Genomic DNA, 22926 nt, shown 5'->3' on the forward strand with positions numbered 1-22926 from the left:
AAAAATGCGACAATAATGGCCCTTTTCCGGGTCCTGCGCCCGTTCCCACAAGGTGTCGAATGAACTTCCACGAATACCAAGCCAAACAATTGTTCGCCGATTACGGCATCGCCGTGCCCAAGGGCATCGTGGCGCGTACCGCCGATGAAGCGGTCGCCGCCGCCAAGCAGATTCCGGGCGAGATGTGGGTGGTCAAAGCCCAGATCCACGCCGGCGGCCGCGGCAAGGCCGGCGGCGTCAAGCTGGCCCGCAGCTTCGATGACGTCAAGAAGTACGCCGACGCCATGCTCGGCACCAAGATGGCCACCTACCAGACCGCCGGCGTCGAACTGCCGATCGACTCGGTGCTGGTCTGCGAAGGCACCGACATCGCCGCCGAGATGTACCTCTCGGTGCTGGTCGACCGCGCCAGCAAGACCATCACTTTCATCGCCTGCGCCGAAGGCGGCATGGACATCGAGGAAGTGGCCCGCACCAACCCGTCGGCGATCAAGACCGTGCACGTCGACTACGTGCAGGGCCTGCAGGCCTACCAGTGCCGCCAGCTCGGCTTCGATCTCGGCCTGAACGCCAAGCAGGTCGGCCAGCTCAGCAAGATCATGCTCGGCCTGTACAAGCTGTTCAACGAGAAGGACCTGGCCCTGGTCGAACTCAACCCGCTGGCGATCCTGACCAACGGCGACCTGGCCGTGCTCGACGGCAAGATCAACTCCGACGACAACGCCACCTTCCGCCATCCGGAACTGGCCGCCATGCGCGACATCCGCCAGGAAGACGAGACCGAAGTGCTGGCCAGCCAGCATGACCTGAACTACGTCACCATGGACGGCGACATCGGCTGCATGGTCAACGGCGCCGGCCTGGCGATGGCGACCATGGACGTGATCTCGCTGAACGGCGGTTCGCCGGCCAACTTCCTCGACGTCGGCGGCGGCGCCACCAAAGAGCGCGTGACCGAGGCCTTCAAGCTGATCCTGAGCTCGGACAAGGTCAAAGCCATCTTCGTCAACATCTTCGGCGGCATCGTCCGCTGCGACATGATCGCCGAGGGCATCATCGCCGCGGTCAAGGAAGTGGACGTGAAAGTGCCGGTGGTGGTGCGCCTCGAGGGCACCAACGTCGAAAAGGGCAAGGAACTGCTGCGCAGCAGCGGTCTGGCCATCACCGCCGCCGACGACATCAACGACGGCGCCCAGAAAGTCGTGGCCGCCGCGCGCGCCTAATTGAAGGAATCGAAAGCATGAGCGTTCTCGTCAACAAAAACACCAAGGTCATCGTGCAGGGCTTCACCGGCCAGCAAGGCACCTTCCACGCCCAGCAGATGCTGGATTACGGCACGCAAGTGGTCGGCGGCGTGACCCCCGGCAAGGGCGGCACCCAGCACATCGGCCTGCCGGTGTTCAACACCGTCAACGACGCGGTCAAGGCCACCGGCGCCGACGCTTCGGTGATCTACGTGCCGCCGCCGTTCGCGGCCGATGCGATCCTGGAAGCGGCCTCGGCCGGCATCAAAATCATCGTCTGCATCACCGAAGGCATCCCGGTGCTCGACATGCTGCGCGTCAAGAACAGCCTGAAGGCCTATCCGGGCGTGACCCTGATCGGCCCGAACTGCCCCGGCATCATCACCCCGGGCGAATGCAAGATCGGCATCATGCCGGGCCACATCCACCTGCCGGGCAAGATCGGCATCGTGTCGCGCTCCGGCACCCTGACCTATGAAGCGGTCAAGCAGACCACCGACGCCGGCCTCGGCCAGTCGACCTGCATCGGCATCGGCGGCGACCCGATGCAGGGCATGAACTTCATCGACTGCCTGCGCCTGTTCCAGGACGATCCGCAGACCGAAGGCATCATCATGGTCGGCGAGATCGGCGGCAGCGCCGAAGAGGAAGCGGCCGAGTTCATCGCCAAGCACGTCACCAAGCCGGTGGTCGGCTTCATCGCCGGCGCCAGCGCCCCGGAAGGCAAGCGCATGGGCCACGCCGGCGCCATCGCCTCCGGCGGCCAGGGCACCGCGGCCGGCAAGTTCGCCGCGCTGGAGAAGGCCGGCGTCACCACGGTGAAGTCGCCGGGCGATCTGGGCAAGGCCATCGCCGCGCGCATGGCGAAGTAATCCCGCGCGCAAAACGTGCGGTAGGGGCGGCCCGATGCGGCCGCCCTTTTTTTTGCCGTCGACCGTACAATACGCCGATGGAAAGCACCCTCCGCCTCGCGCTCGCGCAATACGATTTTCCGGTCGGCGCGTTGGCGCGCAACGCCGACACCATCCTCGGCCTGATCGCGCGCGCCAAGGCGGCCGGCGCCGACCTCATCCTGTTCCCCGAGCTGGCGCTCAGCGGCTATCCGCCGGAAGACCTGCTGCTGCGCCCCTCGTTCCTGGCCGATTGCGAGGCCGTGCTGGCCGGCATCGCCGCCCAAGTCCGCGGCATCACCGTGGTGCTGCCGTCGCCGCGCGCCATCGGCTCGGTGGTGTTCAATTCCGCCAACATCCTGCGCGATAGCCGCATCGAGGCGGTCTACCACAAGCAGGAGCTGCCGAATTACGCGGTGTTCGACGAGCGCCGCTACTTCGCGCCCGACCGCGACGCCTGCACCTTCACGGTCAACGGCGTCAGCGTCGGCGTGATCATCTGCGAGGACGTCTGGTTCGCCGAGCCGATCGCCCAATGCGTGGCCGCCGGCGCGCGCCTGGTGCTGGTGCCGAACGCCTCGCCGTTCGAGCACGGCAAGACCGCCCAGCGCGACGCATTGCTGGACCAGCGCGTGCGCGAGACCGGTGCCGCCATCGCCTATCTGAACGCCGTCGGCGGCCAGGACGAGGTGGTGTTCGACGGCTCCAGCGTGCTGGCCGACGCCGACGGCCGCATCCACGCCAATGCCGCCTGTTTCGAAGACCATCTGCTGTTGGCCGATTTCGACGCCGCCGCCGGCACGTTCCGCAAGGTCGAGTGGACCGACGAACGCGACGAGTGCGAGGAGTCGCTGGCCTACCGCGCCATGGTGCGCGGTATCCGCGACTACTGCGGCAAAAACGGCTTCGACAAGGTCCTGCTCGGCTTGTCCGGCGGCATCGATTCCGCCCTGGTGTTGGCGTTGGCGGTGGACGCCCTGGGCGCCGAGCGGGTGACCGCCGTGCGTCTGCCGTCGCGTTACACCTCGGAGGCCAGCAACGATTTGGCCGCCGAGCAGGCCGCGCGCCTGGGCGTGGCGCTGGAGACGGTCGCCATCGAAGCGCCGTTCCGCGGCTTCCTCGATGCGCTGTCGGCCTCGTTCGCCGGCTTGCCGGCGGACGTCACCGAAGAGAACCTGCAATCGCGCTGCCGCGGCGCGTTGCTGATGGCGCTGGCCAACAAGAAGGGCGGCTTGGTGCTGACCACCGGCAACAAAAGCGAATACGCGGTCGGTTACGCCACCATCTACGGCGACATGTGCGGCGGCTACGCGCCGATCAAGGATCTGTACAAGACCGAGGTGTACGCGGTATGCGACTGGCGCAACCGCCAACCCGGCGGCGAAGTCATCCCGCATGCGGTGATCGAGCGTGCGCCCTCGGCCGAATTGCGCGAGAACCAGGTCGACCAGGATTCGCTGCCGCCGTACGCGCTGCTGGACGCCATCCTGCGCGCCAGCATCGACCATGAAACGCCGGCGGCGGACATCGTCATGGCCTTGCAGGCGGACTGGCCCGGCCACGATGTGGCCGCCGAAACCGCGCGCGTGCTGCGCCTGGTGAAGATCTCCGAATGGAAACGGCGCCAAGCGGCGCCGGGTCCGAAATTGTCGCGGCGCGCGTTCGGCCGCGAACGCCGGTACCCGATCAGCTCGGGGTATACCGGCTGATCAGCGCCGGACTTCGCCGGCGAACGGATTGAGCTGGCTCCAGCGCGAACGGCGCTCCGGCCAGCCTTTGCCCAGATACGGGTGTTCCGGGTAGTTGCTTTCCAGCACGCGCTTGGCGTCGGCGGCCAGCGCGTCCTGGCCGAGCTTGGCGTAGGACGCGGCCAGCAGGGCCACGGCATCGGCGTCATAAGCCGATTGCGGGTAGGTCTCCACGATGTAGCGGGCGCGGCCGGCGGCCGAAACATAGGCCTCGCGCTGGTAGTAGTACAGCCCGACGTTGAGGTCGTGCAGGGCCAGACGGTTGCGCAGGTAGATCATGCGCTGGCGCGCCTCTTCGGCGTACTGGCTGGTCGGGAAGCGGCGGATCACTTCGTTGAAGTCGTTGTAGCTTTGCGTGGCCGCGCCCAAATCGCGGGCCGAGACGTCAAGCCGGGCGATTTTGGCCAGCCAGCGGTTCTCGCGGTCGAAGTTGACCAGCGCCTTCAGATAGTAGGCGTAGTCGATCTGCGGATTGGTGGGATAGGTCTTGATGAAGCGGGTCAGGGTCGAGACCGATTCTTCCGGCTTGGACAGCTTGTACTGCGCGAAGGCCAAGTCGATCTGCGCCTTCTCCGACAATTCGCCGTACGGGAAACGGGCCACCAGGCGGGTGAACACGCGCTCGGCCTTGTCGTAGTTCTCGTCGTCCATCGCCTCTTTGCCCAGCGCGTACAGCGGCTCGACCTCGAGCGTTTCGATCTTGTCTTTGGTCGAATCGCCGATGTTGAACAGGTTCTTGGTGGTCTGGCAGGCGCCCAGCGAGGCGAGCAGCATCAGGATGGCAAGCAGGCGGACAGGGCGGGACAGCGTCATAGTGGTCATATTGGCAAGCGCCGTATCGGCAATTAGTGGATAATACCCCAAGCCCGATACGAGCTCCACGGTTATTTCCCGCGCGCCGCGCTAAGCCCTTGATTCCATGAACCCGACCGCGCCACACGCCACCGAAGAGAACGACATCGAACCGATCGAAGCCACGGTGCCCGAGCACCTGGCTGGCAAGCGTTTCGACCAGGCCTTGGCGGAAATGTTCCCCGAGTTCTCGCGTTCGCGGTTGACCGAGTGGATCAAATCCGGCGACGCCCTGCTCAACGGCGAACTGAGTAAGCCGAAGATCGCCGTCAACGGCGGCGAAACCGTCACCCTGGCGGCCAAGCAACAGGTCGAGACCGATGCCGTGGCCGAGGACATCCCGTTGACCGTGGTTTACGCCGACGCCGACGTGCTGGTGGTCGACAAGCCGGCCGGCCTGGTGGTGCACCCGGGCGCCGGCAATCCGCGCGGCACCCTGGTCAACGCCCTGCTGCATTACGATGCGTCCCTGGCCAACCTGCCGCGCGCCGGCATCGTGCACCGGCTCGACAAGGACACCTCCGGCCTGATGGTGGTGGCGCGCTCGTTGCGCGCGCACGCCAGCCTGATCGAGCAGCTGTCCTCGCGCGCGGTGCACCGCCAGTACGTGGCGGTGGTGCAGGGTCCGATGGTGGCCGGCAATACCGTCGACGCCCCGATCGACCGCCATCCGCGCGACCGCATCCGCATGGCGGTGGCCAAGGAAGGCGCGGGCCGCGAGGCCATCACCCATTACCGCGTACGCGAGAAGTTCCGCGCCCATACCTTGGTCGAGTGCCGTCTGGAAACCGGCCGCACGCACCAGATCCGCGTGCACATGGCCTACGTCAAGCACCCGTTGATCGGCGATCCGCTGTACGGCGGATCGTTCAAGCTGCCGAAGGCCGCCACCGAGGCGCTGGTGGCCGCGTTGCGCGGCTTCCGCCGCCAGGCCCTGCATGCCGAGAAGCTGTCGTTCGTGCATCCGGTCAGCGGCGAAACCCTCAGCTTCGAATCGCCGTTGCCGGCCGACATGGTCGCCCTGATCGACACCCTGCGCGACGATACCCGCCAATTCAACGCGGCATGAGCGACATCATCCAGCCCGACTGGCCGGCGCCGGCGAACGTGCATGCGTTCACCACCACCCGCAACGGTCCGGGCGCTTCCCAGTTGCCGTATTACCGCTTCAACCTCGGTGCCCGCTGCGGCGACGATCCGGCCGCGGTGGCGCGTAACCGCGACACCCTGCGCGCACACTATGCATTGCCCGGCGAACCGCTGTGGCTGCACCAGGTGCACGGCATCGATGTGGTCCGCGACGACGGCCGGCGCGACGAGCCGATGGCCGACGCCTCGGTCACCGCGGAAACCGGTTCGGTGCTGGCGGTGCTGACCGCCGATTGCCTGCCGGTACTGTTCTGCAACCAAGCCGGCACCGAAGTCGCGGCCGCGCACGCCGGCTGGCGCGGCTTGGCCGCCGGCGTGTTGGAGGAAACCGTGGCCGCGATGCGGTCGCCCGCTACAGAGTTGATGGCCTGGCTCGGTCCGGCCGCCGGCGCGGCCCGTTACGAAATCGGCGAGGACGTCCGTCAAGCCTTCCTGCGTCACGATGCCGGCAGTGAGGCCGCATTCACGCCCACCCGCCCGGGCCATTACCTGATCGACCTGCCGGCCATCGCGCGCCGGCGGCTGGCTGCGGTCGGCGTCAGCCGCGTGTACGGCGGCGAATTCTGCACCCTGGCCGACATCCGCTTCTACTCGCATCGGCGCGAACAGCGTACCGGGCGCATGGCCAGCCTGATCTGGCTGGCATGAAAAAACCGGCTTGCGCCGGTTTTTTCATGCCGCTTGCCGCGGCAATCAGAACGTGAAATCCAGACGCGCGTAGTAGTACGCGCCGTTCATGCCGATCGGCGACAGGAAGTCGTACGGGAAGTTGCCGAAGTAGTTGATGTCGGCGCTCGACAGGTCCGGATAGTTGTCGAGCAGGTTGCTGCCGCCCACGGCCACGGCCACGGCCGGATTGAAACGGTAGGCCACTTCCGCGTCCAGCTGCCATTCGGCGCCGTAGGTCTGCTGCGGCTCGAAGCCGCCGCCGAAGTTGAACACGCGCGTGGCCGAGCCGTGCCGCGTGGCGCGGCCGAGCCAGGACCAGGCCGCGCCCTGCCATTGCGCGCTCAGCACGGTGCGGTTGGTCGGCGCGGCGGTGGTCAGCGTGTTGCGTTCCTCCACGCCCACCAGCACGTAGTCCGGATCGATCGCCAGCAGTTCGGCCGGCGTGGCCTGCAGCGAGCGGATGCGGGTTTCGGCATAGCTGTAGGCGCCGGTCAGGTTGAGCCGGCCGTTCCAAGCTTCGGTGCCGTAATCCACCACCAGTTCGGCGCCCTTGGTGCGGGTGTCCACGGCGTTGGTGAAGAAGTTCACCGAAGCGATGTCGGTGATGCCGAACTCGTCGGCCAGGAACGCCGCCAGCGCGTCGCCGCCGATGCGTTCGGACACGGTGACGCGGTCGTCGACGTCGATGCGGAAGGCGTCGAGCGAGATGCTCAGGCCGTCCAGCGGGCGGGCGGTCAGGCCGAGGCTGATGTTGCGCGAGGTCTCGGCCTCCAGCGGCTTGGCGCCGAGCGCGCGCGCCACCGGATCGTCGACGCCGAGCAGGCGCACCTGCGACAGCGCGCCGCCGTCGCCGAAGTTGGTGACGGTGAAGCGGTAGCCGGTCTGGCTCAGGGACGGCGCGCGGTAGTTGGTGGACAGCGCGCCGCGCAGGGCGACGGCCTCGGTCAGCGCGAAACGGCCGGCCAGCTTGCCGGTCAGCGCGCCGCCGAAGTCGTTGTAGTCTTCGTAGCGGACCGAGGCGCTGCCGAACACGCGTTCGCTGACATCGCCGCTGAGTTCGGCATAGGCGCCGAACACGTCGCGCGACAAATCGACGGCATCGGCCGGCGACAGGCCGGGACCGGCCTGGGCGCCCGGCGGGCTGCCGGTGTTCGGACCGGCCGCGTACGAGGCCGGATCGCCGGCACGGGTTTCGTAGGATTCGCGGCGGTATTCGGCGCCGGTGGCGAAGGTCAGGTCCTTGCCGCCGAGGGTGACCGCGCGATTGGCGTCGACATTCAGGCTCAACTGGCCGAACGTGTAGCGGGCCAGGTCGAAAGCGGTCGGGCTGGCTGCGCCGAGCGAGGGGTTCAGCGATTCGCGCAGGCCGAGGTCGAAGCGGTTCTGGCCCCAGGTCAGGCTGCCGTCCACGTTCCATTCGCCGGCGCGGCCGCGCAGGCCGGTGCTCAGCGAAACGTCGCGGTTGTCACCCAGGGTATCCGGACGGTAGCCGTCCGGGTAGACCGACGGCACGTTGGCGCTGCTGTCGGGGTAGCGGTAGAACGCGGCGCCCACCGAGTCGCGCTGGTTGTAGGTGGCGAAGCCGTACCAGGACAGGTTCTCGCTCACGTCCACCGCGCTGTTGAGCCACAGGTTCAGGTCTTCGGTCTTCGGGTCGCCGGGGTGGTAGTTGCGGCGGCCGATGGTGGCCAGGTTCTCCGGCGATGGGTTCTCGAAGAACGGCAGCTGGTCCAGACCGGCGCGGTTGGTGGCGTTGCGGTCCTTGTATTCGACGCCGAAACGTACGGAGCCGGCGTCGCCGATGGCGTTGCCGACGCTGGCGCTGGCGGTCAGGCTCTGGCCGTCGATCAGGGTTTCGTCGCTGGGCTTGAAATCGGTGCGGTGCGCGCCGTAGCTGATGCTGGCCGAAGCGCCCTCGGCGCGGTCGTCGAGGATTACGTTGATAACGCCGGCGATGGCGTCCGAACCGTACTGGGCGCCGGCGCCGTCACGCAGCACCTCGATGCGCGCGATGGCGCTGACCGGGATGGAGTTGAAATCGACCGGGTTGGTGCCCTTGCCGGTCTTGGCTTCCAGATTGACGATGGCCGAGGTGTGGCGGCGCTTGCCGTTCACCAGCACCAGCGCCTGGTCCGGGCTCAGGCCGCGCAACTGGGCGGCGCGCACGTGGTCGGCGCCGGTGGCGTTGGATTGGCGCGGGAAGTTCAGCGCCGGCAGCAGCACCTGCAGGGCTTGGCCGAGTTCGCCGTTCAATACGCCGGCCTTGGCCAGGTCCTGGCGGTCGAGCACGTCGATCGGCGACGCCGATTCCAGCGCGGTGCGTTCCTGGCCGCGTACGCCGGTGACCACGACGTTGTCCAGGGTCTTGGCTTCGGGCGCGGATTGCGCGGCGGCGGTGGCGCTGAGCGCGCCGAGGATGGCGGTGGCCAGCAGGGTATAGGCGGGGTTGTTCATCGTTCTCACTCGCAAGGGCAGGGGGAATCGGGCGGCGGCCGGCGGAAACCGGCAGCCGGGCCCCTCATTGAGACACAGTTTTTCCGAACTGTAAACATCCATCCGCATGAAGAGATATATTTTTTAGGCATGGCTTCATATCCGAATGGATATATGGCAATACGCCGCGCCTGCGCTACCCTGTGCCATTGCCCTTCGCCCGCCGAACCATGACCGACTCCCGCACCGACGCCAGCCAACCCCGCCGCCAACTCCATGTCGGGCATGCCGCCGCGGTCTGCGTCGGCATGGTGATCGGCGCCGGGATCTTCCGCACCTCGCCGGAGGTCGCCGCCCATCTCGACGGCCCCGGCACCCTGATGCTGGCCTGGGCCATCGGCGGCGTGCTGTCCTTGGTCGGCGCCCTGTGTTTCGCCGAAATGGCCGCGGCCTTCCCGGATACCGGCGGCGATTACCACTTCCTGCGCCTGGCGTACGGCCAGCGCATGGCCGTGCTGTTCGCCTGGTCGCGCTTCGCGGTGATCCATACCGGTTCGATCGCCCTGCTGGCTTTCGTGTTCGGCGACTACCTCAACCAGCTGGTGCCGCTCGGCCCGTACGGCAGTCCGGTGTTCGGCAGCCTGCTGATCCTGGCCTTGGTCGCGCTCAACCTGCGCGGGGTCTCGGTCGGCGTCGGCGCGCAGTTTCTGCTGATGTTGCTGGTGCTGGCCGGCCTGGTGGTGGTCGGCCTGGCCGGCGTGCGGCTAGCCGCGTCCGGTTTCGTGCCGCCGTCCGCCGCGGCGCCGGCCGCCGTGAGCCTGGCCGGCTTCGGCCAGGCCATGGTGTTCGTGCTGCTGGCCTACGGCGGCTGGAGCGATGCGGCCACGCTGTCGGCCGAAATGCGCGATCCGCGGCGCGGCATGCCGCTGGCCTTGGCCGGCGGCTTGGCCACGGTGTTCGCGCTGTATCTCTGGGTCAATTGGGCGTATCTGCAGGGCTTGGGATTCGCCGGCTTGGCCGCAAGCAACGCGCCGGCTGCCGACCTGATGCGGGTCGCCTTCGGCCGGCCCGGCGAAGTGCTGATCGTCGGCATCGTCGCCGTCACCTCGATCAGCGTGATGAACGCGCTGCTATTGGCCGGCTCGCGCACCACCTACGCCACCGCCCGCGACCTGCAGGCGCTCGGCGGCATCGGCCGCTGGGACGGCGAGAAGGGCGTGCCGCGCGGCGCGCTGCTGGCGATGGCCGCGGTTTCCATCGGTCTGGTCGGCTTCGGCACGCTGACCCGCGGCGGCTTCTCGACCATGGTCGATTACCTGTCGCCGGTGTACTGGTTCTTCCTGATGCTCAGCGCGGTGGCGGTGATCGTGCTGCGCCGGCGCTTCCCGGATGCGCCGCGGCCGTTCGTGGTGCCCTGGTATCCGCTGCTGCCGCTGCTGTTCGCGGCTTCCTGCGCGTATCTGTTCTATTCCAGCCTGGCCTATGTCAAATCCGGCGCCGTGGCCGGCGTCGCGGTGATCGTGCTCGGCGCGGTGCTGCTCTGGCCGCTGATGCACTGGCATCGCCGACGCCGGGCATAGGCTGTCCGGGCGCTGAACACGGCCGCTTGAACGCGCGGCCGGTCGCCCTCACTTAGGAAGCAGGCGCCCAGCGCGCACTCACCGAACGGGGGTTAGATCATGCGTATCGACAAATTCACCAGCAAGTTCCAGCAGGCCTTGAGCGATGCCCAGAGCCTGGCCGTGGGCCGCGACCACAGCCTGATCGAGCCGGCGCACCTGTTGCAGGCGCTGCTCGAACAGACCGGCGGCAACAGTGCGCCGTTGCTGCGCCAGGCCGGCGTCAATCTGCCGGTGCTGAAACAGAAGCTGGCCGAGGCGCTCGACCAGCTGCCGAAAGTGGCCGGCCAGGACGGACAGGTCTCGCTCGGCAACGAGCTGGCGCGCCTGCTCAACCAGACCGATAAATTGGCCCAACAAGCCGGCGACCAGTTCATCGCCAGCGAATGGTTCCTGGCCGCATTGGTGTCCGATGCCGGCCCGGCCGGCCGCGCGCTGAAGGCCGCCGGCGCCGAGAAGGCGAAGATCGAGCAGGCCATCCAGGCCCTGCGCGGCGGCGAGACCGTGACCGATGCCAACGCCGAGGAGAACCGGCAGGCGCTGGAGAAATACTGCCTCGACCTGACCGCGCGCGCCGAATCCGGCAAGCTCGATCCGGTCATCGGCCGCGACGAGGAGATCCGCCGCACCATCCAGGTGCTGCAGCGGCGCACCAAGAACAACCCGGTGCTGATCGGCGAGCCCGGCGTCGGCAAGACCGCCATCGTCGAAGGCCTGGCCCAACGCATCGTCAACAACGAAGTGCCGGAAGGCCTGCGCGGCCGCCGCGTGCTGGCGCTCGACATGGGCGCGTTGATCGCCGGCGCCAAGTTCCGCGGCGAATTCGAGGAGCGCCTGAAGGCGGTGCTGTCCGACCTGTCCAAGCAGGAAGGCAACGTCATCCTGTTCATCGACGAGCTGCACACCATGGTCGGCGCCGGCAAGGGCGAGGGCGCCATGGACGCCGGCAACATGCTGAAGCCGGCACTGGCGCGCGGCGAGCTGCATTGCATCGGCGCCACCACGCTCGATGAATACCGCCAGTACGTGGAGAAGGACGCCGCGCTCGAACGCCGCTTCCAGAAGGTGCTGGTCGGCGAGCCCTCGGTGGAGGACACCATCGCCATCCTGCGCGGCCTGAAGGAACGCTACGCCGTGCACCACGGCGTCGAGATCACCGACCCGGCCATCGTGGCCGCGGCCACCCTGTCGCACCGCTACATCGCCGACCGCCAGCTGCCGGACAAGGCCATCGACCTGATGGACGAGGCCGCTTCGCGCATCCGCATGGAGATCGATTCCAAACCGGAGGAGATGGACCGCATGGAGCGCCGCCTGATCCAGCTCAAGATCCAGCGCGAGGCGCTGAAGAAGGAGAAGGACCGCGAATCCAGGCAGCGTCTGGACGATCTCGAGCAGGAAATCGACAAGCTCGAACGCGAATTCAGCGACTTGGAGGAAATCTGGAAAGCCGAGAAGGCCACGCTGACCGGCGCCACCCGCATCAAGGAGCAGCTGGAGCAGGCGCGCCTGGAGCTGGACGCCGCCCAGCGCAAACAGGACATCGCGCTGATGAGCGAGATCCAGTACGGCCGCATCCCCGAGCTGGAGAAGCAGCTGCAGGCGGCGCAGGCGGTGGAGAGCCGCGGCTTCAGCCTGCTGCAGGACAAGGTCACCGCCGAGGAGATTGCCGAGGTGGTGTCGCGCTGGACCGGCATCCCGGTCAGCAAGATGCTGGAAGGCGAGCGCGAGAAATTGCTGCGCATGGAGGACGAGCTGCACCGGCAGGTCATCGGCCAGCACGAGGCGGTGACCGCGGTCTCGGCCGCCATCCGCCGTTCGCGCGCCGGCCTGAGTGATCCGAACCGGCCGAACGGCTCGTTCCTGTTCCTCGGCCCGACCGGCGTCGGCAAGACCGAGCTGTGCAAGTCGCTGGCCGGCTTCCTGTTCGACAGCCAGGACGCGATGGTGCGCATCGACATGAGCGAGTTCATGGAGAAGCATTCGGTGTCGCGCCTGATCGGCGCGCCCCCGGGCTACGTCGGTTACGAGGAGGGCGGCTACCTGACCGAAGCCGTGCGCCGCCGGCCGTATTCGGTGATCCTGCTCGACGAGGTCGAGAAGGCGCATCCGGACGTGTTCAACATCCTGCTGCAGGTGCTCGACGACGGCCGCCTGACCGACGGCCAGGGCCGCACCGTGGATTTCCGCAACACGGTGATCGTGATGACCTCGAACCTCGGTTCGCAGCACATTCAGGAAATCGCCGACCGCCAGGGCATCGGCAGCGAGGCCTACGTGCAGATGAAGGCGGCGGTGATGGGCCAGGTGGCATCGCACTTCCGGCCCGAGTTCATCAACCGCTTGGACGACATCGTGGTGTTCCATCCGTTGGCGGCCGAGCACATCCGCGCCATCGCCGGCATCCAGACCCGCGGCTTGGCCAAGCGTCTGGCCGAGCGCGGCATCACCCTGAGCCTGACCGAAAAGGCGCTCGACCTGCTCGGCTCGCAGGGCTTTGATCCGGTGTACGGCGCGCGTCCGCTGAAGCGTGCCATCCAGCAGCTGCTGGAGAACCCGCTGGCCAACCGCATCCTGTCCGGCGCGTTCGCCGCCGGCGATACGGTGACGGTGGACGCCGAGGGCGCCGGTCTGAGCTTCGCCAAGGCCTGATTGCGCGCCGCCGACGGGGCCGGGCTTGTCGCCGGCCCCGGTTTTCCGCCACAATGGCCCGATTGGGCGCAGTTGCCCGGAATTTGCGGAGAATCGGATGTCGGCATTGAACAGCAAACGCGGCGCGGAGAAGCTCGCCGTCTACATCGTGCTCGGCATGATCCTCGGCGTCGCCTTCGGCTGGATGGTCAACACCGGCCTGATCGCGGTCGACATGTCCTACATCTCGGTGCTGTCGACCCTGTTCCTGCGCGCGATCAAGATGATCATCGCGCCGCTGGTGTTCTCCACGTTGGTCATCGGCATCGCGCACATGGGCAACACCGGCGGCATCGGCCGGGTCGGGGTCAAGGCCCTGGGCTGGTTTGTGATCGCCTCGGTGGTTTCGCTGCTGCTCGGCCTGCTGTTCGCCAACCTGCTGCATCCGGGCACCGGCGCCGGCCTGTCGCCGCCGGACGCGGCCCAGATCGCCGCCGCGCGCGCCAAGCTGGAGGCGTTCCAGACCGGCGTGCACGATTCCGGCTTCGTCGCCTTCGTCACCAACCAGCTGGTGCCGACCTCGATCATCAACGCCGCCGGCGGCAACGCGCTGGGCGAGAACCGGCTGCTGCAGATCGTGGTGTTCTCGCTGTTCTTCGGCGTCGCCCTGGGTTCGCTCGGCAAGGCCGGCCAGACCCTGCAGGACATGATCGAGCAGCTCTCGCACGTGATGATCAAGATCACCGGCTACGTGATGCTGTTCGCGCCGTTCGCGGTGTTCGCGGCCATGGCCAGCGCGGTCGCCAGCCAGGGCATCGGCATCCTGTACACCTACCTGAAGTTCATGGGCAGCTTCTACGCCGCGCTGGTGGTGCTGTGGGCGGCGCTGGTCGCGGTCGGCTGGTATTTCCTCGGCCACCGCATCAAGCGCCTGCTGCACGAGATCAAGGAGGCGTTCTTCCTGTCGTTCGCCACCGCGTCCTCGGAGGCGGCCTACCCGAAAATCCTGGACGCGCTCGACCGCTTCGGCGTCAGCCGCAAGATCTCCAGTTTCGTGATGCCGCTGGGCTACTCGTTCAACCTCGACGGCTCGATGATGTACTGCGCCTTCGCCTCGATCTTCATCGCCCAGGTGTACGGCATCGACATGCCGCTCGGCACCCAGATCGCGATGCTGCTGACGCTGATGGTGACCTCCAAGGGCATGGCCGGCATCCCGTCGGCCTCGCTGGTGGTGATCGCCGGCACCCTGGCGCAGTTCGACCTGCCGGTCGAGGGCATGGTGCTGATTCTGGGCATCGACCGCTTCCTGGACATGGGCCGTTCGGCCACCAACGCCGTCGGCAACTCCATCGCCTCGGCGGTCATCGGCAAGTGGGAGGGCGAACTGCTGACCGAAGAGGACGCCGAGCGCCGGCATCGGGCCGCCACGCCGGCCGCGTGATTCCGTAGGGGCGAACCTTGTGTTCGCCCTTTTTTACGGGTGGTGTAATTCGGGCGAACACAAGGTTCGCCCCTACGTTCAGGCGTGGTACGGGCGGCTCAGTTCGTGCACCGCATCGACCAGCACTTTCACATGTTCCGGATTCATGTCGGGCGACATGCCGTGGCCGAGGTTGAACACATGGCCGCTGCCGTGGCCATAGCTGGCCAGCACGCGCGCCACTTCGGCGCGGATGGTGTCCGGCTCGGCATACAGCGTGACCGGGTCGAGGTTGCCCTGTAGCGCGACCTTGCCGCCGGTACGCCGGCGCGCCTCTTCCAGCGACACCAGCCAATCCACGCCGAGGCCTTCGGCGCCGCTGGCGGCCAGCTCTTCCAGATATGGGGCGTTGCCCTTGCCGAATAGGATCAGCGGGGTGTTGGCCTCGCCGTCGCCGCGCGGCAGTTCGGCCGCGATGCGCTGCAGATAGCGCAGCGAGAACTCGCGGTAGGTGTGCGGGGCCAGCACGCCGCCCCAGGTGTCGAACACCATCAGCGCCTGCGCGCCGGCGGCGCGTTGCGCGGCCAGATAGGCGATGACCGAATCGGTGACGACTTCCAGCAGCCGGTGCATCAATTTCGGTTCGTTCAGCGCCAGCGATTTGATGCGGGCGAAGTTGTCCGAGCCGCCGCCCTCGACCATGTAGCAGGCCAGGGTCCATGGGCTGCCGGAGAAGCCGATCAGCGGCACGCGGCCGTCGAGCTCGCGGCGGATCAGACTGACCGCGTCGGTGACGTAGCGCAGCTCGCTGCCGATGTCCGGTACCGCCAGCTTGGCGATGTCGGCGGCGGTGCGCACCGGGCGCGCGAAACGCGGGCCTTCGCCCTCGGCGAAGCTCAGGCCGAGGCCCATGGCGTCGGGCACGGTCAGGATGTCGGAGAACAGGATGGCGGCGTCCAGGTCGTAGCGGTCCAGCGGCTGCAGAGTCACTTCGCAGGCCAGTTCCGGATTCGTGGCCAAGCCCATGAAGCTGCCGGCCTTGGCGCGGGTGGCGCGGTATTCCGGCAGATAGCGTCCGGCCTGGCGCATCAGCCAGACCGGCGTGGCGTCGACCGGCTTGCCGGCGATGGTGTCGAGGAAACGGGTGTTTTTCATGGTTTGGGTTCCGCCGCGCCCTGCACGAACATGACCTGGAAGCCTTTCTTGAGCTGGGCGGCGCGCGCCTTCTCGAAGGCCGCCAGCGCGGGTTCGGTGTCGAGGAATTGTTCGCGTTTGAGTTGGGATTTACCGCCGATTTGGCCGGATTCGCGCATCAGCGTCCAGCCGCCCAGCAGATCCTGCTGCAGGCTGATGCTGACGTAACGGGGGGCTTCGGAGCCTTGGGGCGGTTGTTGCAGGAGGACGCGCATAAGCCGTCATTGTATCGCGAATCCGTGCGCGCCCGCCCCTGGCCCGGCGCGTTCAACCGCGTTTGCAGGTGGAGATGCCGAACGGCAGGTAGGCCGGGCACCAGCGCAGGAAGGCGGTGGCCAGCGGCACCAGGCCGATGGCGCCGAGCCAATTCTGGCTCATGGCGCCCCAGGCGATGATGGCCAGGCCGAGGACGATGCGGATGACGCGGTCGGTGTTGCCGATGTTGGCTTTCATGGACATGCTCCGGTGGCGGGTGTGGCTACAGGGTAATCCAATCCGCCCGGCGCGGCGTGATTGCGGTCAATTACCGGCCGATTGCGCGGCCAGGAAGGCGGTCAACGCCCCGGCATCGACGTCCCCGGCGATGAAGGCCTTGCCCACGCCGCGCCAGAGGATCAGCCGCAACCGGCCGGCGGCGGCTTTTTTGTCCAGACGCATCTTGGCCACCACGGCGTCGGCGCCGAGTCCCGTCGGCAACGCCGTCGGCAAGCCGAAACGGTTCAGCAGGGCGCGTAGGCGCTGGCTGTCGCCGATATCGGCATGGCCGAGTTCGACCGAGAAATCGGCCGCCAGCTGCATGCCGATCGCCACCGCTTCGCCGTGCAGCAGGGTGCCGTAGTCCAACAGCACTTCCAGCGCATGGCCGAAGGTGTGGCCGAAGTTCAGCAGCGCACGGTCGCCCTGTTCCGTCTCGTCACGCGCCACGATGTCGGCCTTGTGCCGGCAGCTGAGCAGGATGGCGCCTTCCAGCTCCGCGGCATCGCGCGCCAGCAGGGCCTCGGCGTTGTCTTCCAGCCAGCCGAAGAAACGCGCGTCGGCGATGGCGCCGTATTTCAGCACTTCCGCCAGGCCGGCGCGGAATTCGCGCTCGGGCAGGGTGGCCAGCACGTCCGGGTCGATGTACACCGCCTGCGGCTGGTGGAAGGCGCCGACCAGGTTCTTGCCGGCCGGCAGGTCGACCGCGGTCTTGCCGCCGACCGAAGAATCGACCATGGCCAGCAGGGTGGTGGGAATCTGCACGAAGGCGATGCCGCGCATATAGCAGGCGGCGGCAAAGCCGGCCAGATCGCCGATGACGCCGCCGCCGAGCGCCAGTACCCGCGCGTCGCGGGTCAGGCCCCGTTCCGCCATGTGTTCCAGCAGTTCGCCGAAGCGCGCCAAGGTCTTCTCGGCTTCACCGGCCGGCATCCGCCAGACCGGGCAGTCCGGCCGGCCGATGGCCTGCTTTAGGGCATCGGCGTACAGCGGTCCGACGTTGTCGTCGGTCACGATCAGCATGCGCTCGGGCGCCTGCGCCAACGCGGCGATGCGCCGCCGAAGCAGGCCGGATTCGATGTGGATGGGATAGCGGCGCGCGGCCAGCTCGACGTGCAGTTCAGGCATGGTGGGGTTCCGCGCCCTCGGCGCGCTCGTTCAGGCATTCGATGAGGTGATGGCGTACTTTCGACATCGGCATCCGGCTCAGATCGATGTGGATGTCGGCGCAGGCGCGGTACAGTGGCGTGCGGATTTCCGACAGCTGTTGCAGGCGGCCGGCGCGGTCGGCGCATTGCAGCAGCGGCCGCTTGCGGTCGCCGGCCAGGCGTTGCAGCTGCTGCTCGGGCGGCAGGTGCAGGTGGATGACCGTGCCGCGCGCCTTCATCAGCGCGCGGTTGGCCTCCGACAGCACGGTGCCGCCGCCGGTGGCCAGCACGATGCCGTCCGAAGCCAACACTTCGGCCAGCGCCTCGGATTCGCGCCGGCGGAAGCCGGCCTCGCCTTCCAGGTCGAAAATGTGGCTGATGCTGGTGCCGGTGTGCTGTTCGATGTGGGCGTCGAGGTCGACGAAACGCCGCCCGAGCTGGCGCGCCAGCCATTTGCCGTGGGTGGTTTTGCCCGCGCCCATCGGGCCGATCAGGATCAGGTTGGCGTTGGCGCTCATGGCTCAATGCTACCATTGCGCCGTCAACCGCGGAATGCAGGCAGGTTCATCCATGGACATCGCGATCATCGGCGCCGGCGATCTGGGCATGCGGCTGGCGGCCTTGCGGGTCGCCGCCGGCGATACGGTGACGGCGCTGCGGCGCCGGGTGCTGCCGATGCCCGCCGGCGTGCAGGCGGTGTACGGCGATCTCGACGCCGAGGCCGACCTGCGGCGCCTGCCGGCGCGGCCGGATTGGCTGGTGTTCTGCGCCACGCCCGACGCCCGCAACGAATCCGCCTACCGGCAGCTGTATGTCGACGGTCTGGCGCGCGCCATGTGCGTGCTGCAGCCGCGGCATACGCTGTTCGTCAGTTCCACCGCGGTGTACGCCCAGGATGCCGGCGAATGGGTGGACGAGGACAGCGCCGCCGCCGCGCAGGGCTTCAACGGCCGGGTATTGCGCGAGGCCGAGGCGCTTTGCCTTCAGCAGCCGGAAAACCGCGTGCTGCGCCTGAGCGGCATCACCGGCCCGGGCCGGCGCATGCTGGTCAACCGGGCCCTGCTCGGCGAGGGCGTCACCGGCGATTGGACGAACCGCATCCACATCGACGATGCCGCCGCCGCCGCCGCGCACCTGATCGATGCGCCGGGCGCCTCGCCGGTCTGGATCGCCAGCGACGACGAACCGGCGGTGCAGGTCGAGGTCGCCAACTGGATCCGCGCGCGCCATGGATTGCCGCCGTTGCCGGCACCGCCCGGCCCGGCCCGTGGCCGGCGGGTCTCGAACGCCAAATTGCGCGCCGCCGGCTGGCAGTCGCGCTACCCCAGCTACCGCGAGGCCTACGCCGACGCCTGAGCATGGTGCCGATTGACCCAAATCACGCCGGCTTGCCGCCGGGTCGGCGACAATGAGGCAACCGAGGAGGACACCATGACCGACGCCCTGTATCAAGACGCCCTGAACACTTTCACCGACTTGCTTGAGCAGGCCAAGCGGAGCCCGGATCCGGAACCGACCGCGATGACCGTGGCCACCGTCGGCCGCGACGGCCGTCCGGCGGCGCGCACCGTGCTGCTGAAAGCCTTCGACGAGCGCGGTTTCGTGTTCTTCACCAATTTCAGCTCGCGCAAGGGCCGGCAGCTGGCGGCCAATCCGCAGGCGGCGCTGCTGTTCCACTGGAAGCATCTGCGCGAGGGCGTGCAGGTCAAGATCGAGGGCACGGTCGAGCCGGTGTCCGCCGCCGAGGCCGACGCCTATTTCGCCAGCCGCCCGCGCGGCAGCCAGATCGGCGCCTGGGCGTCGTTGCAGTCGCAGCCGCTGGCCTCACGCGAATTGTTCGACCGGCGCGTGGCCGACGTGGAAAAACGCTACGAAGGCCAGGACGTGCCGCGGCCGCCGCATTGGTCGGGCTTCCGCCTGGTGCCCGAACGCATCGAGTTCTGGTACGGCGCGCAGTTCCGCCTGCACGAGCGCCAATGCTACGAGCGCATCGACGGCGCTTGGACGCAGGCGATGCTGTATCCATGAGCGGTCCGCGCCGGATCGTCTGCCTGACCGAAGAGCCGACCGAAGTCCTGTACGCCCTCGGCGAGCAGGCGCGCATCGTCGGCATCTCCGGATTCACCGTGCGGCCGCCCGCCGCGCGCCGCGAAAAGCCGAAAGTCAGCGCCTTCACCAGCGCCAAGATCGATGAGATCCTGGCGCTCAAGCCGGATTTCGTGGTCGGGTTCTCCGACATCCAGGCCGACATCGCCGCCGCCCTGATCAAGCAGGGCGTGGAGGTCTGGATCAGCAACCACCGCAGCGTCGAGGGCATCCTCGATTACGTCCTGCGCCTGGGCGCCTTGGTCGGCGTGCCGGAGAAAGCCGCGGCCTACGCCGGTTCGCTGCGCGCCGGACTGGATGCGCTGGCCGAACAGGCCGCGCGCCTGCCGCGCCGGCCCAAGGTCTATTTCGAGGAGTGGGACGAGCCGCTGATTTCCGGCATCCAGTGGGTCGCCGAACTCATCCGCATCGCCGGCGGCGACGACATCCTGCCGGAACTGGCCGCCGAACCGATGGCCAGGAACCGCATCATGGCCGACGGCAGCCGCGTGATCGCGCGCGATCCCGACATCATCTTCGGTTCCTGGTGCGGCAAGAAATTCCGGCCGGAGAAGGTCGCCGCGCGCCCGGGTTGGGCCGGCATCGCCGCGGTACGCGACAGGCAATTGTTCGAGATCAAATCACCGATCATCCTGCAGCCCGGCCCTGCGGCGCTGACCGACGGCGTGGCCGCCCTGGCCGCGCACATCCGGGCCTGGGCCGAGGCTTAGTCGTTCTCGCGGCTGAGCGCGATGCCGCGCGCGGTCGCCGCATCCAGCGCGGTCTGCACCAGTCGCCGCAGACCGCCGTCCTCGAATGCGGTGATCGCCGCATGGGTGGTGCCGTTCGGCGAGGTCACCCGTTGCCGCAGCACCTCGACGCTTTCGCCGGATTCGGCCAGCATGCGCGCCGCGCCGACGAAGGTCTGCACCGCCAGATCGCGCGCGGCCTCGGCCGGCAGGCCCTGTTTGACCGCCGCCGCCTGCATCGCTTCGCACAGCAGGAACACATAGGCCGGGCCGCTGCCGGACAGCGCGGTCACGGTGTCCATTAGCGCCTCATCGGCGATCCAGGTGCACAGGCCGGTGGCGCGGAACAGGCGTTCGGCCAGCGCCTTCTGCGCGGCATCCACGCGGGCGTTGGCGAACAGGCCGTTGGCGCCGGCACCGAGCAGGGCCGGGGTGTTGGGCATGATGCGCACCACCGGCAGGCCGCCGCCCAGCCAGCTATCCAGCTGGGTGGCGGTGATGCCGGCGGCAATCGAGAGCACCAGCGGCCGTTCGGCCTGGGCCAGCTCGCGCAGTTCGGCGCAAACGGTTTTCATCACCTGCGGCTTGACCGCGAACAGCCAGACCGCGCTGCCGGCGGCAACACGTCGGTTGTCGTCCAGCACCGTGATGCCGAGTTCGGAAGCCAGCGCTTCCCGCGTCGGCGTGTAGGGTTCGGACACGCGGATGGCGGATTTGTCGAAGTCCTGCGCCAGCAGGCCGCCGATCAGGCTACGGGCCATGTTGCCGCCGCCGATGAATGCGATTTGGGGGTCCATGGGATTCCTCGGGTTTACGGGCCGCGGCGGCCGAACAGCGCGCTGCCGACGCGGACCAGGTTGGCGCCGTGCGCGATGGCGGCCGGGAAGTCGTCGCTCATGCCCATCGACAGCGTGTCCATCGTCGGATACGTGCCGCGCAGTTCGCGGAACAGCCGTTGCATCTGGGCGAAGGCCAGGCCGTTGCCGCTGGTGGCCGGATCGGGAATCGCCATCAGCCCGCGCAACGCCAGCCGCGGCTCGGCGGCGACGCGCGCGGCCAAGTCGGCGGCCTGCGCCGGCGCGCAGCCGGACTTGCTGGCCTCGCCGTCGACATTGACCTGGACCAGCACGTTCAACGGCGGCTGGTGCGCCGGCCGGTGCTTCGCCAGCAGCGGGATGATTTTGGCGCGGTCGACGCTCTGCACCCAGTCGAAGTGCTCGGCCGCCGCCTGGCATTTGTTCGATTGCAGCGGGCCGATCAGATGCCATTCCAGGCCGAGCGGCGCCAGCTCGGCGATCTTGCCGAGCGCCTCCTGCACATAGTTCTCGCCGAAGGCCTTTTGGCCGAGTGCCGCGCACTCCGCGACGCGGGCCGCCGGATGGGTTTTCGAGACCGCCAGCAGCGCCACCGGATGCCCGCTCTGGGCGGCGCAGGCGTCCAGCGCGGTGCGCAGTTTCCGGTAGTTTTGGGCGAGGTTTCCGGTCACTTGTCGAAAACTCCCATGGGGTTATACTTGAACCGATACTGTGCCATGATAAGCCACGGATTAGGGGAACACCAATGGATATCGCCGAACTGCTCGCGTTTTCGGTCAAGAACAAGGCCTCCGACCTGCACCTGTCCTCCGGCCTGCCGCCGATGATCCGCGTCGACGGCGACGTCCGCCGCATCAACATCCCGGCCCTCGACCACAAGCAGGTGCACGCGCTGGTGTACGACATCATGTCCGACAAGCAGCGCCGCGACTACGAGGAGTTCCTCGAAGTCGACTTCTCGTTCGAGATTCCCGGCCTGGCCCGCTTCCGCGTCAACGCCTTCAACCAGAACCGCGGCGCCGCCGCCGTGTTCCGCACCATTCCCAGCCAGGTGCTGACCCTCGACGAGCTGGCCTGCCCGAAGATCTTCCGCGAGCTGATCGAGCAGCCGCAGGGCCTGATCCTGGTCACCGGTCCGACCGGTTCCGGCAAGTCCACCACCCTGGCGGCGATGGTCGACCACATCAACAAGAACGAGTTCGGCCACATCCTCACCATCGAGGACCCGATTGAATTCGTGCACACCTCGCAGAAATGCCTGGTCAACCAGCGCGAAGTGCACCGCGACACCCACGGCTTCGAGGTCGCCCTGCGCTCGGCGCTGCGCGAGGACCCGGACTATGTCCTGGTCGGCGAACTGCGCGACCTGGAGACCATCCGCCTGGCGCTGACCGCCGCCGAGACCGGCCACTTGGTGTTCGGGACCCTGCACACCAGCTCGGCCGCCAAGACGATCGACCGCATCATCGACGTGTTCCCGGCCGCCGAGAAATCGATGGTGCGCTCGATGCTGTCCGAGTCGCTGCGCGCGGTGATCTCGCAGAGCCTGCTGAAGAAGACCGGCGGCGGCCGCATGGCGGCGCACGAGATCATGGTCGCCACGCCCGCCATCCGCAACCTGATCCGCGAGGACAAGGTGGCGCAGATGTATTCCGCCATCCAGACCGGCCAGGCGGTCGGCATGCAGACCCTCGACCAATGCCTGCTCGACCTGACCAAGAAGGGCCAGATCAGCAAGACCCAGGCCTGGGGTTACGCCAAAGACAAGCGTCTGTTCGAATAAAGCCGTTTCCGGAGCACTGC

At 67.7% G+C, this 22926-nt stretch carries 21 protein-coding genes; 12 read left to right on the top strand and 9 right to left on the bottom strand.

All coding sequences use genetic code 11. From position 1 onward, the window contains the following. Positions 1 to 59 precede the first annotated feature (59 nt). The 3 genes from sucC to IEV56_RS05105 all read left to right on the top strand — a co-directional run bounded on the left by sucC (position 60) and on the right by IEV56_RS05105 (position 3843). The gene (sucC, locus tag IEV56_RS05095; protein WP_188448444.1) at positions 60 to 1223 is read left to right on the top strand and encodes an ADP-forming succinate--CoA ligase subunit beta; all 1164 of its coding nucleotides are present in this window, start codon (positions 60 to 62) and stop codon (positions 1221 to 1223) included. A gap of 17 nt (positions 1224 to 1240) precedes the next feature. Further along, complete coding sequence (sucD, locus tag IEV56_RS05100) at positions 1241 to 2116, top strand: succinate--CoA ligase subunit alpha (protein ID WP_188448446.1); 876 nt, start codon at positions 1241 to 1243, stop codon at positions 2114 to 2116. A 77-nt stretch (positions 2117 to 2193) separates the two neighbouring features. Next, positions 2194 to 3843 (top strand): NAD+ synthase, encoded by a 1650-nt coding sequence (locus IEV56_RS05105; RefSeq protein ID WP_188448448.1) that lies wholly within the window; start codon positions 2194 to 2196, stop codon positions 3841 to 3843. On the opposite strand, the gene IEV56_RS05110 is transcribed toward IEV56_RS05105, so the two are convergent. Beyond that, complete coding sequence (locus IEV56_RS05110) at positions 3844 to 4695, bottom strand: outer membrane protein assembly factor BamD (RefSeq protein WP_188448450.1); 852 nt, start codon at positions 4693 to 4695, stop codon at positions 3844 to 3846. It lies immediately after the preceding gene. A gap of 106 nt (positions 4696 to 4801) precedes the next feature. Here IEV56_RS05110 and rluD point away from each other — a divergent pair, with 106 nt between their 5' ends. Both rluD and pgeF read left to right on the top strand, forming a co-directional pair. Then, positions 4802 to 5803 carry a 23S rRNA pseudouridine(1911/1915/1917) synthase RluD gene (gene rluD / locus IEV56_RS05115; RefSeq protein WP_188448453.1) on the top strand — a complete coding sequence of 334 codons (1002 nt, stop codon included), beginning with the start codon at positions 4802 to 4804 and terminating at the stop codon, positions 5801 to 5803. Beyond that, complete coding sequence (gene pgeF, locus IEV56_RS05120; protein ID WP_188448455.1) at positions 5800 to 6531, top strand: peptidoglycan editing factor PgeF; 732 nt, start codon at positions 5800 to 5802, stop codon at positions 6529 to 6531. The genes rluD and pgeF overlap by 4 nt, the downstream gene beginning before the upstream one ends. A 45-nt stretch (positions 6532 to 6576) precedes the next feature. Here pgeF and IEV56_RS05125 read toward each other — a convergent pair whose 3' ends face one another. Beyond that, positions 6577 to 9006, bottom strand: a complete 2430-nt coding sequence (locus IEV56_RS05125; RefSeq protein ID WP_188448457.1) for a TonB-dependent receptor plug domain-containing protein — start codon at positions 9004 to 9006, stop codon at positions 6577 to 6579. 209 nt (positions 9007 to 9215) lie between these two features. On the opposite strand from IEV56_RS05125, the gene IEV56_RS05130 reads away from it, so the two are divergent. From IEV56_RS05130 to IEV56_RS05140, 3 genes are all read left to right on the top strand, one after another. Beyond that, the gene (locus IEV56_RS05130) at positions 9216 to 10565 is read left to right on the top strand and encodes an APC family permease (RefSeq protein WP_188448459.1); all 1350 of its coding nucleotides are present in this window, start codon (positions 9216 to 9218) and stop codon (positions 10563 to 10565) included. A gap of 99 nt (positions 10566 to 10664) precedes the next feature. Continuing rightward, positions 10665 to 13256 carry an ATP-dependent chaperone ClpB gene (clpB, locus tag IEV56_RS05135; protein ID WP_188448461.1) on the top strand — a complete coding sequence of 864 codons (2592 nt, stop codon included), beginning with the start codon at positions 10665 to 10667 and terminating at the stop codon, positions 13254 to 13256. 97 nt (positions 13257 to 13353) lie between these two features. Beyond that, positions 13354 to 14679, top strand: a complete 1326-nt coding sequence (locus IEV56_RS05140) for a dicarboxylate/amino acid:cation symporter (protein ID WP_188448464.1) — start codon at positions 13354 to 13356, stop codon at positions 14677 to 14679. A gap of 78 nt (positions 14680 to 14757) precedes the next feature. Here the strand turns inward: IEV56_RS05140 and hemE are convergent, their stop codons facing one another. The 5 genes from hemE to IEV56_RS05165 all read right to left on the bottom strand — a co-directional run bounded on the left by hemE (position 14758) and on the right by IEV56_RS05165 (position 17992). After that, a complete protein-coding gene (gene hemE / locus IEV56_RS05145) occupies positions 14758 to 15813 on the bottom strand; it encodes a uroporphyrinogen decarboxylase (RefSeq protein WP_188448466.1) in 1056 nt (351 codons plus the stop codon). After that, a complete protein-coding gene (locus IEV56_RS05150) occupies positions 15810 to 16067 on the bottom strand; it encodes a WGR domain-containing protein (RefSeq protein ID WP_188448468.1) in 258 nt (85 codons plus the stop codon). The genes hemE and IEV56_RS05150 overlap by 4 nt, the downstream gene beginning before the upstream one ends. 52 nt (positions 16068 to 16119) lie before the next feature. Beyond that, a complete protein-coding gene (locus IEV56_RS05155) occupies positions 16120 to 16305 on the bottom strand; it encodes a YgaP family membrane protein (protein ID WP_188448470.1) in 186 nt (61 codons plus the stop codon). A 66-nt stretch (positions 16306 to 16371) separates the two neighbouring features. Then, positions 16372 to 17454 carry a 3-dehydroquinate synthase gene (aroB, locus tag IEV56_RS05160; protein WP_188448472.1) on the bottom strand — a complete coding sequence of 361 codons (1083 nt, stop codon included), beginning with the start codon at positions 17452 to 17454 and terminating at the stop codon, positions 16372 to 16374. Continuing rightward, the gene (locus tag IEV56_RS05165) at positions 17447 to 17992 is read right to left on the bottom strand and encodes a shikimate kinase (protein ID WP_188448474.1); all 546 of its coding nucleotides are present in this window, start codon (positions 17990 to 17992) and stop codon (positions 17447 to 17449) included. Before IEV56_RS05165 ends, aroB begins: the two co-directional genes overlap by 8 nt. Positions 17993 to 18044: 52 nt before the next feature. Here IEV56_RS05165 and IEV56_RS05170 point away from each other — a divergent pair, with 52 nt between their 5' ends. The 3 genes from IEV56_RS05170 to IEV56_RS05180 all read left to right on the top strand — a co-directional run bounded on the left by IEV56_RS05170 (position 18045) and on the right by IEV56_RS05180 (position 20290). Then, a complete protein-coding gene (locus tag IEV56_RS05170; RefSeq protein WP_188448476.1) occupies positions 18045 to 18830 on the top strand; it encodes a Rossmann-fold NAD(P)-binding domain-containing protein in 786 nt (261 codons plus the stop codon). A gap of 75 nt (positions 18831 to 18905) precedes the next feature. Next, complete coding sequence (gene pdxH / locus IEV56_RS05175) at positions 18906 to 19502, top strand: pyridoxamine 5'-phosphate oxidase (protein WP_188448478.1); 597 nt, start codon at positions 18906 to 18908, stop codon at positions 19500 to 19502. After that, positions 19499 to 20290, top strand: a complete 792-nt coding sequence (locus IEV56_RS05180) for a cobalamin-binding protein (protein ID WP_188448481.1) — start codon at positions 19499 to 19501, stop codon at positions 20288 to 20290. The genes pdxH and IEV56_RS05180 overlap by 4 nt, the downstream gene beginning before the upstream one ends. Here IEV56_RS05180 and proC read toward each other — a convergent pair. Then, positions 20287 to 21105 (bottom strand): pyrroline-5-carboxylate reductase, encoded by an 819-nt coding sequence (gene proC, locus IEV56_RS05185; RefSeq protein WP_188448483.1) that lies wholly within the window; start codon positions 21103 to 21105, stop codon positions 20287 to 20289. The genes IEV56_RS05180 and proC overlap by 4 nt on opposite strands. A gap of 14 nt (positions 21106 to 21119) precedes the next feature. Further along, entirely contained in the window at positions 21120 to 21794 is a 675-nt protein-coding gene (locus tag IEV56_RS05190; protein WP_188448485.1) for a YggS family pyridoxal phosphate-dependent enzyme, read from the bottom strand. 74 nt (positions 21795 to 21868) lie between these two features. On the opposite strand from IEV56_RS05190, the gene IEV56_RS05195 reads away from it, so the two are divergent. Continuing rightward, positions 21869 to 22906: a type IV pilus twitching motility protein PilT gene (locus tag IEV56_RS05195; RefSeq protein ID WP_188448488.1), complete on the top strand. Its 1038-nt coding sequence runs from the start codon at positions 21869 to 21871 to the stop codon at positions 22904 to 22906. Positions 22907 to 22926 lie beyond the last annotated feature (20 nt).

Source organism: Arenimonas maotaiensis, assembly GCF_014638745.1.
Classification (GTDB): domain Bacteria; phylum Pseudomonadota; class Gammaproteobacteria; order Xanthomonadales; family Xanthomonadaceae; genus Arenimonas; species Arenimonas maotaiensis.

Coding starts and splice junctions, on each gene's coding strand:
- IEV56_RS05150 (WP_188448468.1), bottom strand. CDS start 16,067: ATGCGCGTCCTCCTGCAACAACCGCCCCAAGGCTCCGAAGCCCCCCGT.
- IEV56_RS05110 (WP_188448450.1), bottom strand. CDS start 4,695: ATGACGCTGTCCCGCCCTGTCCGCCTGCTTGCCATCCTGATGCTGCTC.
- pdxH (WP_188448478.1), top strand. CDS start 18,906: ATGACCGACGCCCTGTATCAAGACGCCCTGAACACTTTCACCGACTTG.
- aroB (WP_188448472.1), bottom strand. CDS start 17,454: ATGCCTGAACTGCACGTCGAGCTGGCCGCGCGCCGCTATCCCATCCAC.
- clpB (WP_188448461.1), top strand. CDS start 10,665: ATGCGTATCGACAAATTCACCAGCAAGTTCCAGCAGGCCTTGAGCGAT.
- proC (WP_188448483.1), bottom strand. CDS start 21,105: ATGGACCCCCAAATCGCATTCATCGGCGGCGGCAACATGGCCCGTAGC.
- IEV56_RS05180 (WP_188448481.1), top strand. CDS start 19,499: ATGAGCGGTCCGCGCCGGATCGTCTGCCTGACCGAAGAGCCGACCGAA.
- IEV56_RS05165 (WP_188448474.1), bottom strand. CDS start 17,992: ATGAGCGCCAACGCCAACCTGATCCTGATCGGCCCGATGGGCGCGGGC.
- IEV56_RS05170 (WP_188448476.1), top strand. CDS start 18,045: ATGGACATCGCGATCATCGGCGCCGGCGATCTGGGCATGCGGCTGGCG.
- sucD (WP_188448446.1), top strand. CDS start 1,241: ATGAGCGTTCTCGTCAACAAAAACACCAAGGTCATCGTGCAGGGCTTC.
- hemE (WP_188448466.1), bottom strand. CDS start 15,813: ATGAAAAACACCCGTTTCCTCGACACCATCGCCGGCAAGCCGGTCGAC.
- IEV56_RS05140 (WP_188448464.1), top strand. CDS start 13,354: ATGTCGGCATTGAACAGCAAACGCGGCGCGGAGAAGCTCGCCGTCTAC.
- IEV56_RS05125 (WP_188448457.1), bottom strand. CDS start 9,006: ATGAACAACCCCGCCTATACCCTGCTGGCCACCGCCATCCTCGGCGCG.
- IEV56_RS05105 (WP_188448448.1), top strand. CDS start 2,194: ATGGAAAGCACCCTCCGCCTCGCGCTCGCGCAATACGATTTTCCGGTC.
- IEV56_RS05155 (WP_188448470.1), bottom strand. CDS start 16,305: ATGAAAGCCAACATCGGCAACACCGACCGCGTCATCCGCATCGTCCTC.
- rluD (WP_188448453.1), top strand. CDS start 4,802: ATGAACCCGACCGCGCCACACGCCACCGAAGAGAACGACATCGAACCG.
- pgeF (WP_188448455.1), top strand. CDS start 5,800: ATGAGCGACATCATCCAGCCCGACTGGCCGGCGCCGGCGAACGTGCAT.
- IEV56_RS05195 (WP_188448488.1), top strand. CDS start 21,869: ATGGATATCGCCGAACTGCTCGCGTTTTCGGTCAAGAACAAGGCCTCC.
- sucC (WP_188448444.1), top strand. CDS start 60: ATGAACTTCCACGAATACCAAGCCAAACAATTGTTCGCCGATTACGGC.
- IEV56_RS05130 (WP_188448459.1), top strand. CDS start 9,216: ATGACCGACTCCCGCACCGACGCCAGCCAACCCCGCCGCCAACTCCAT.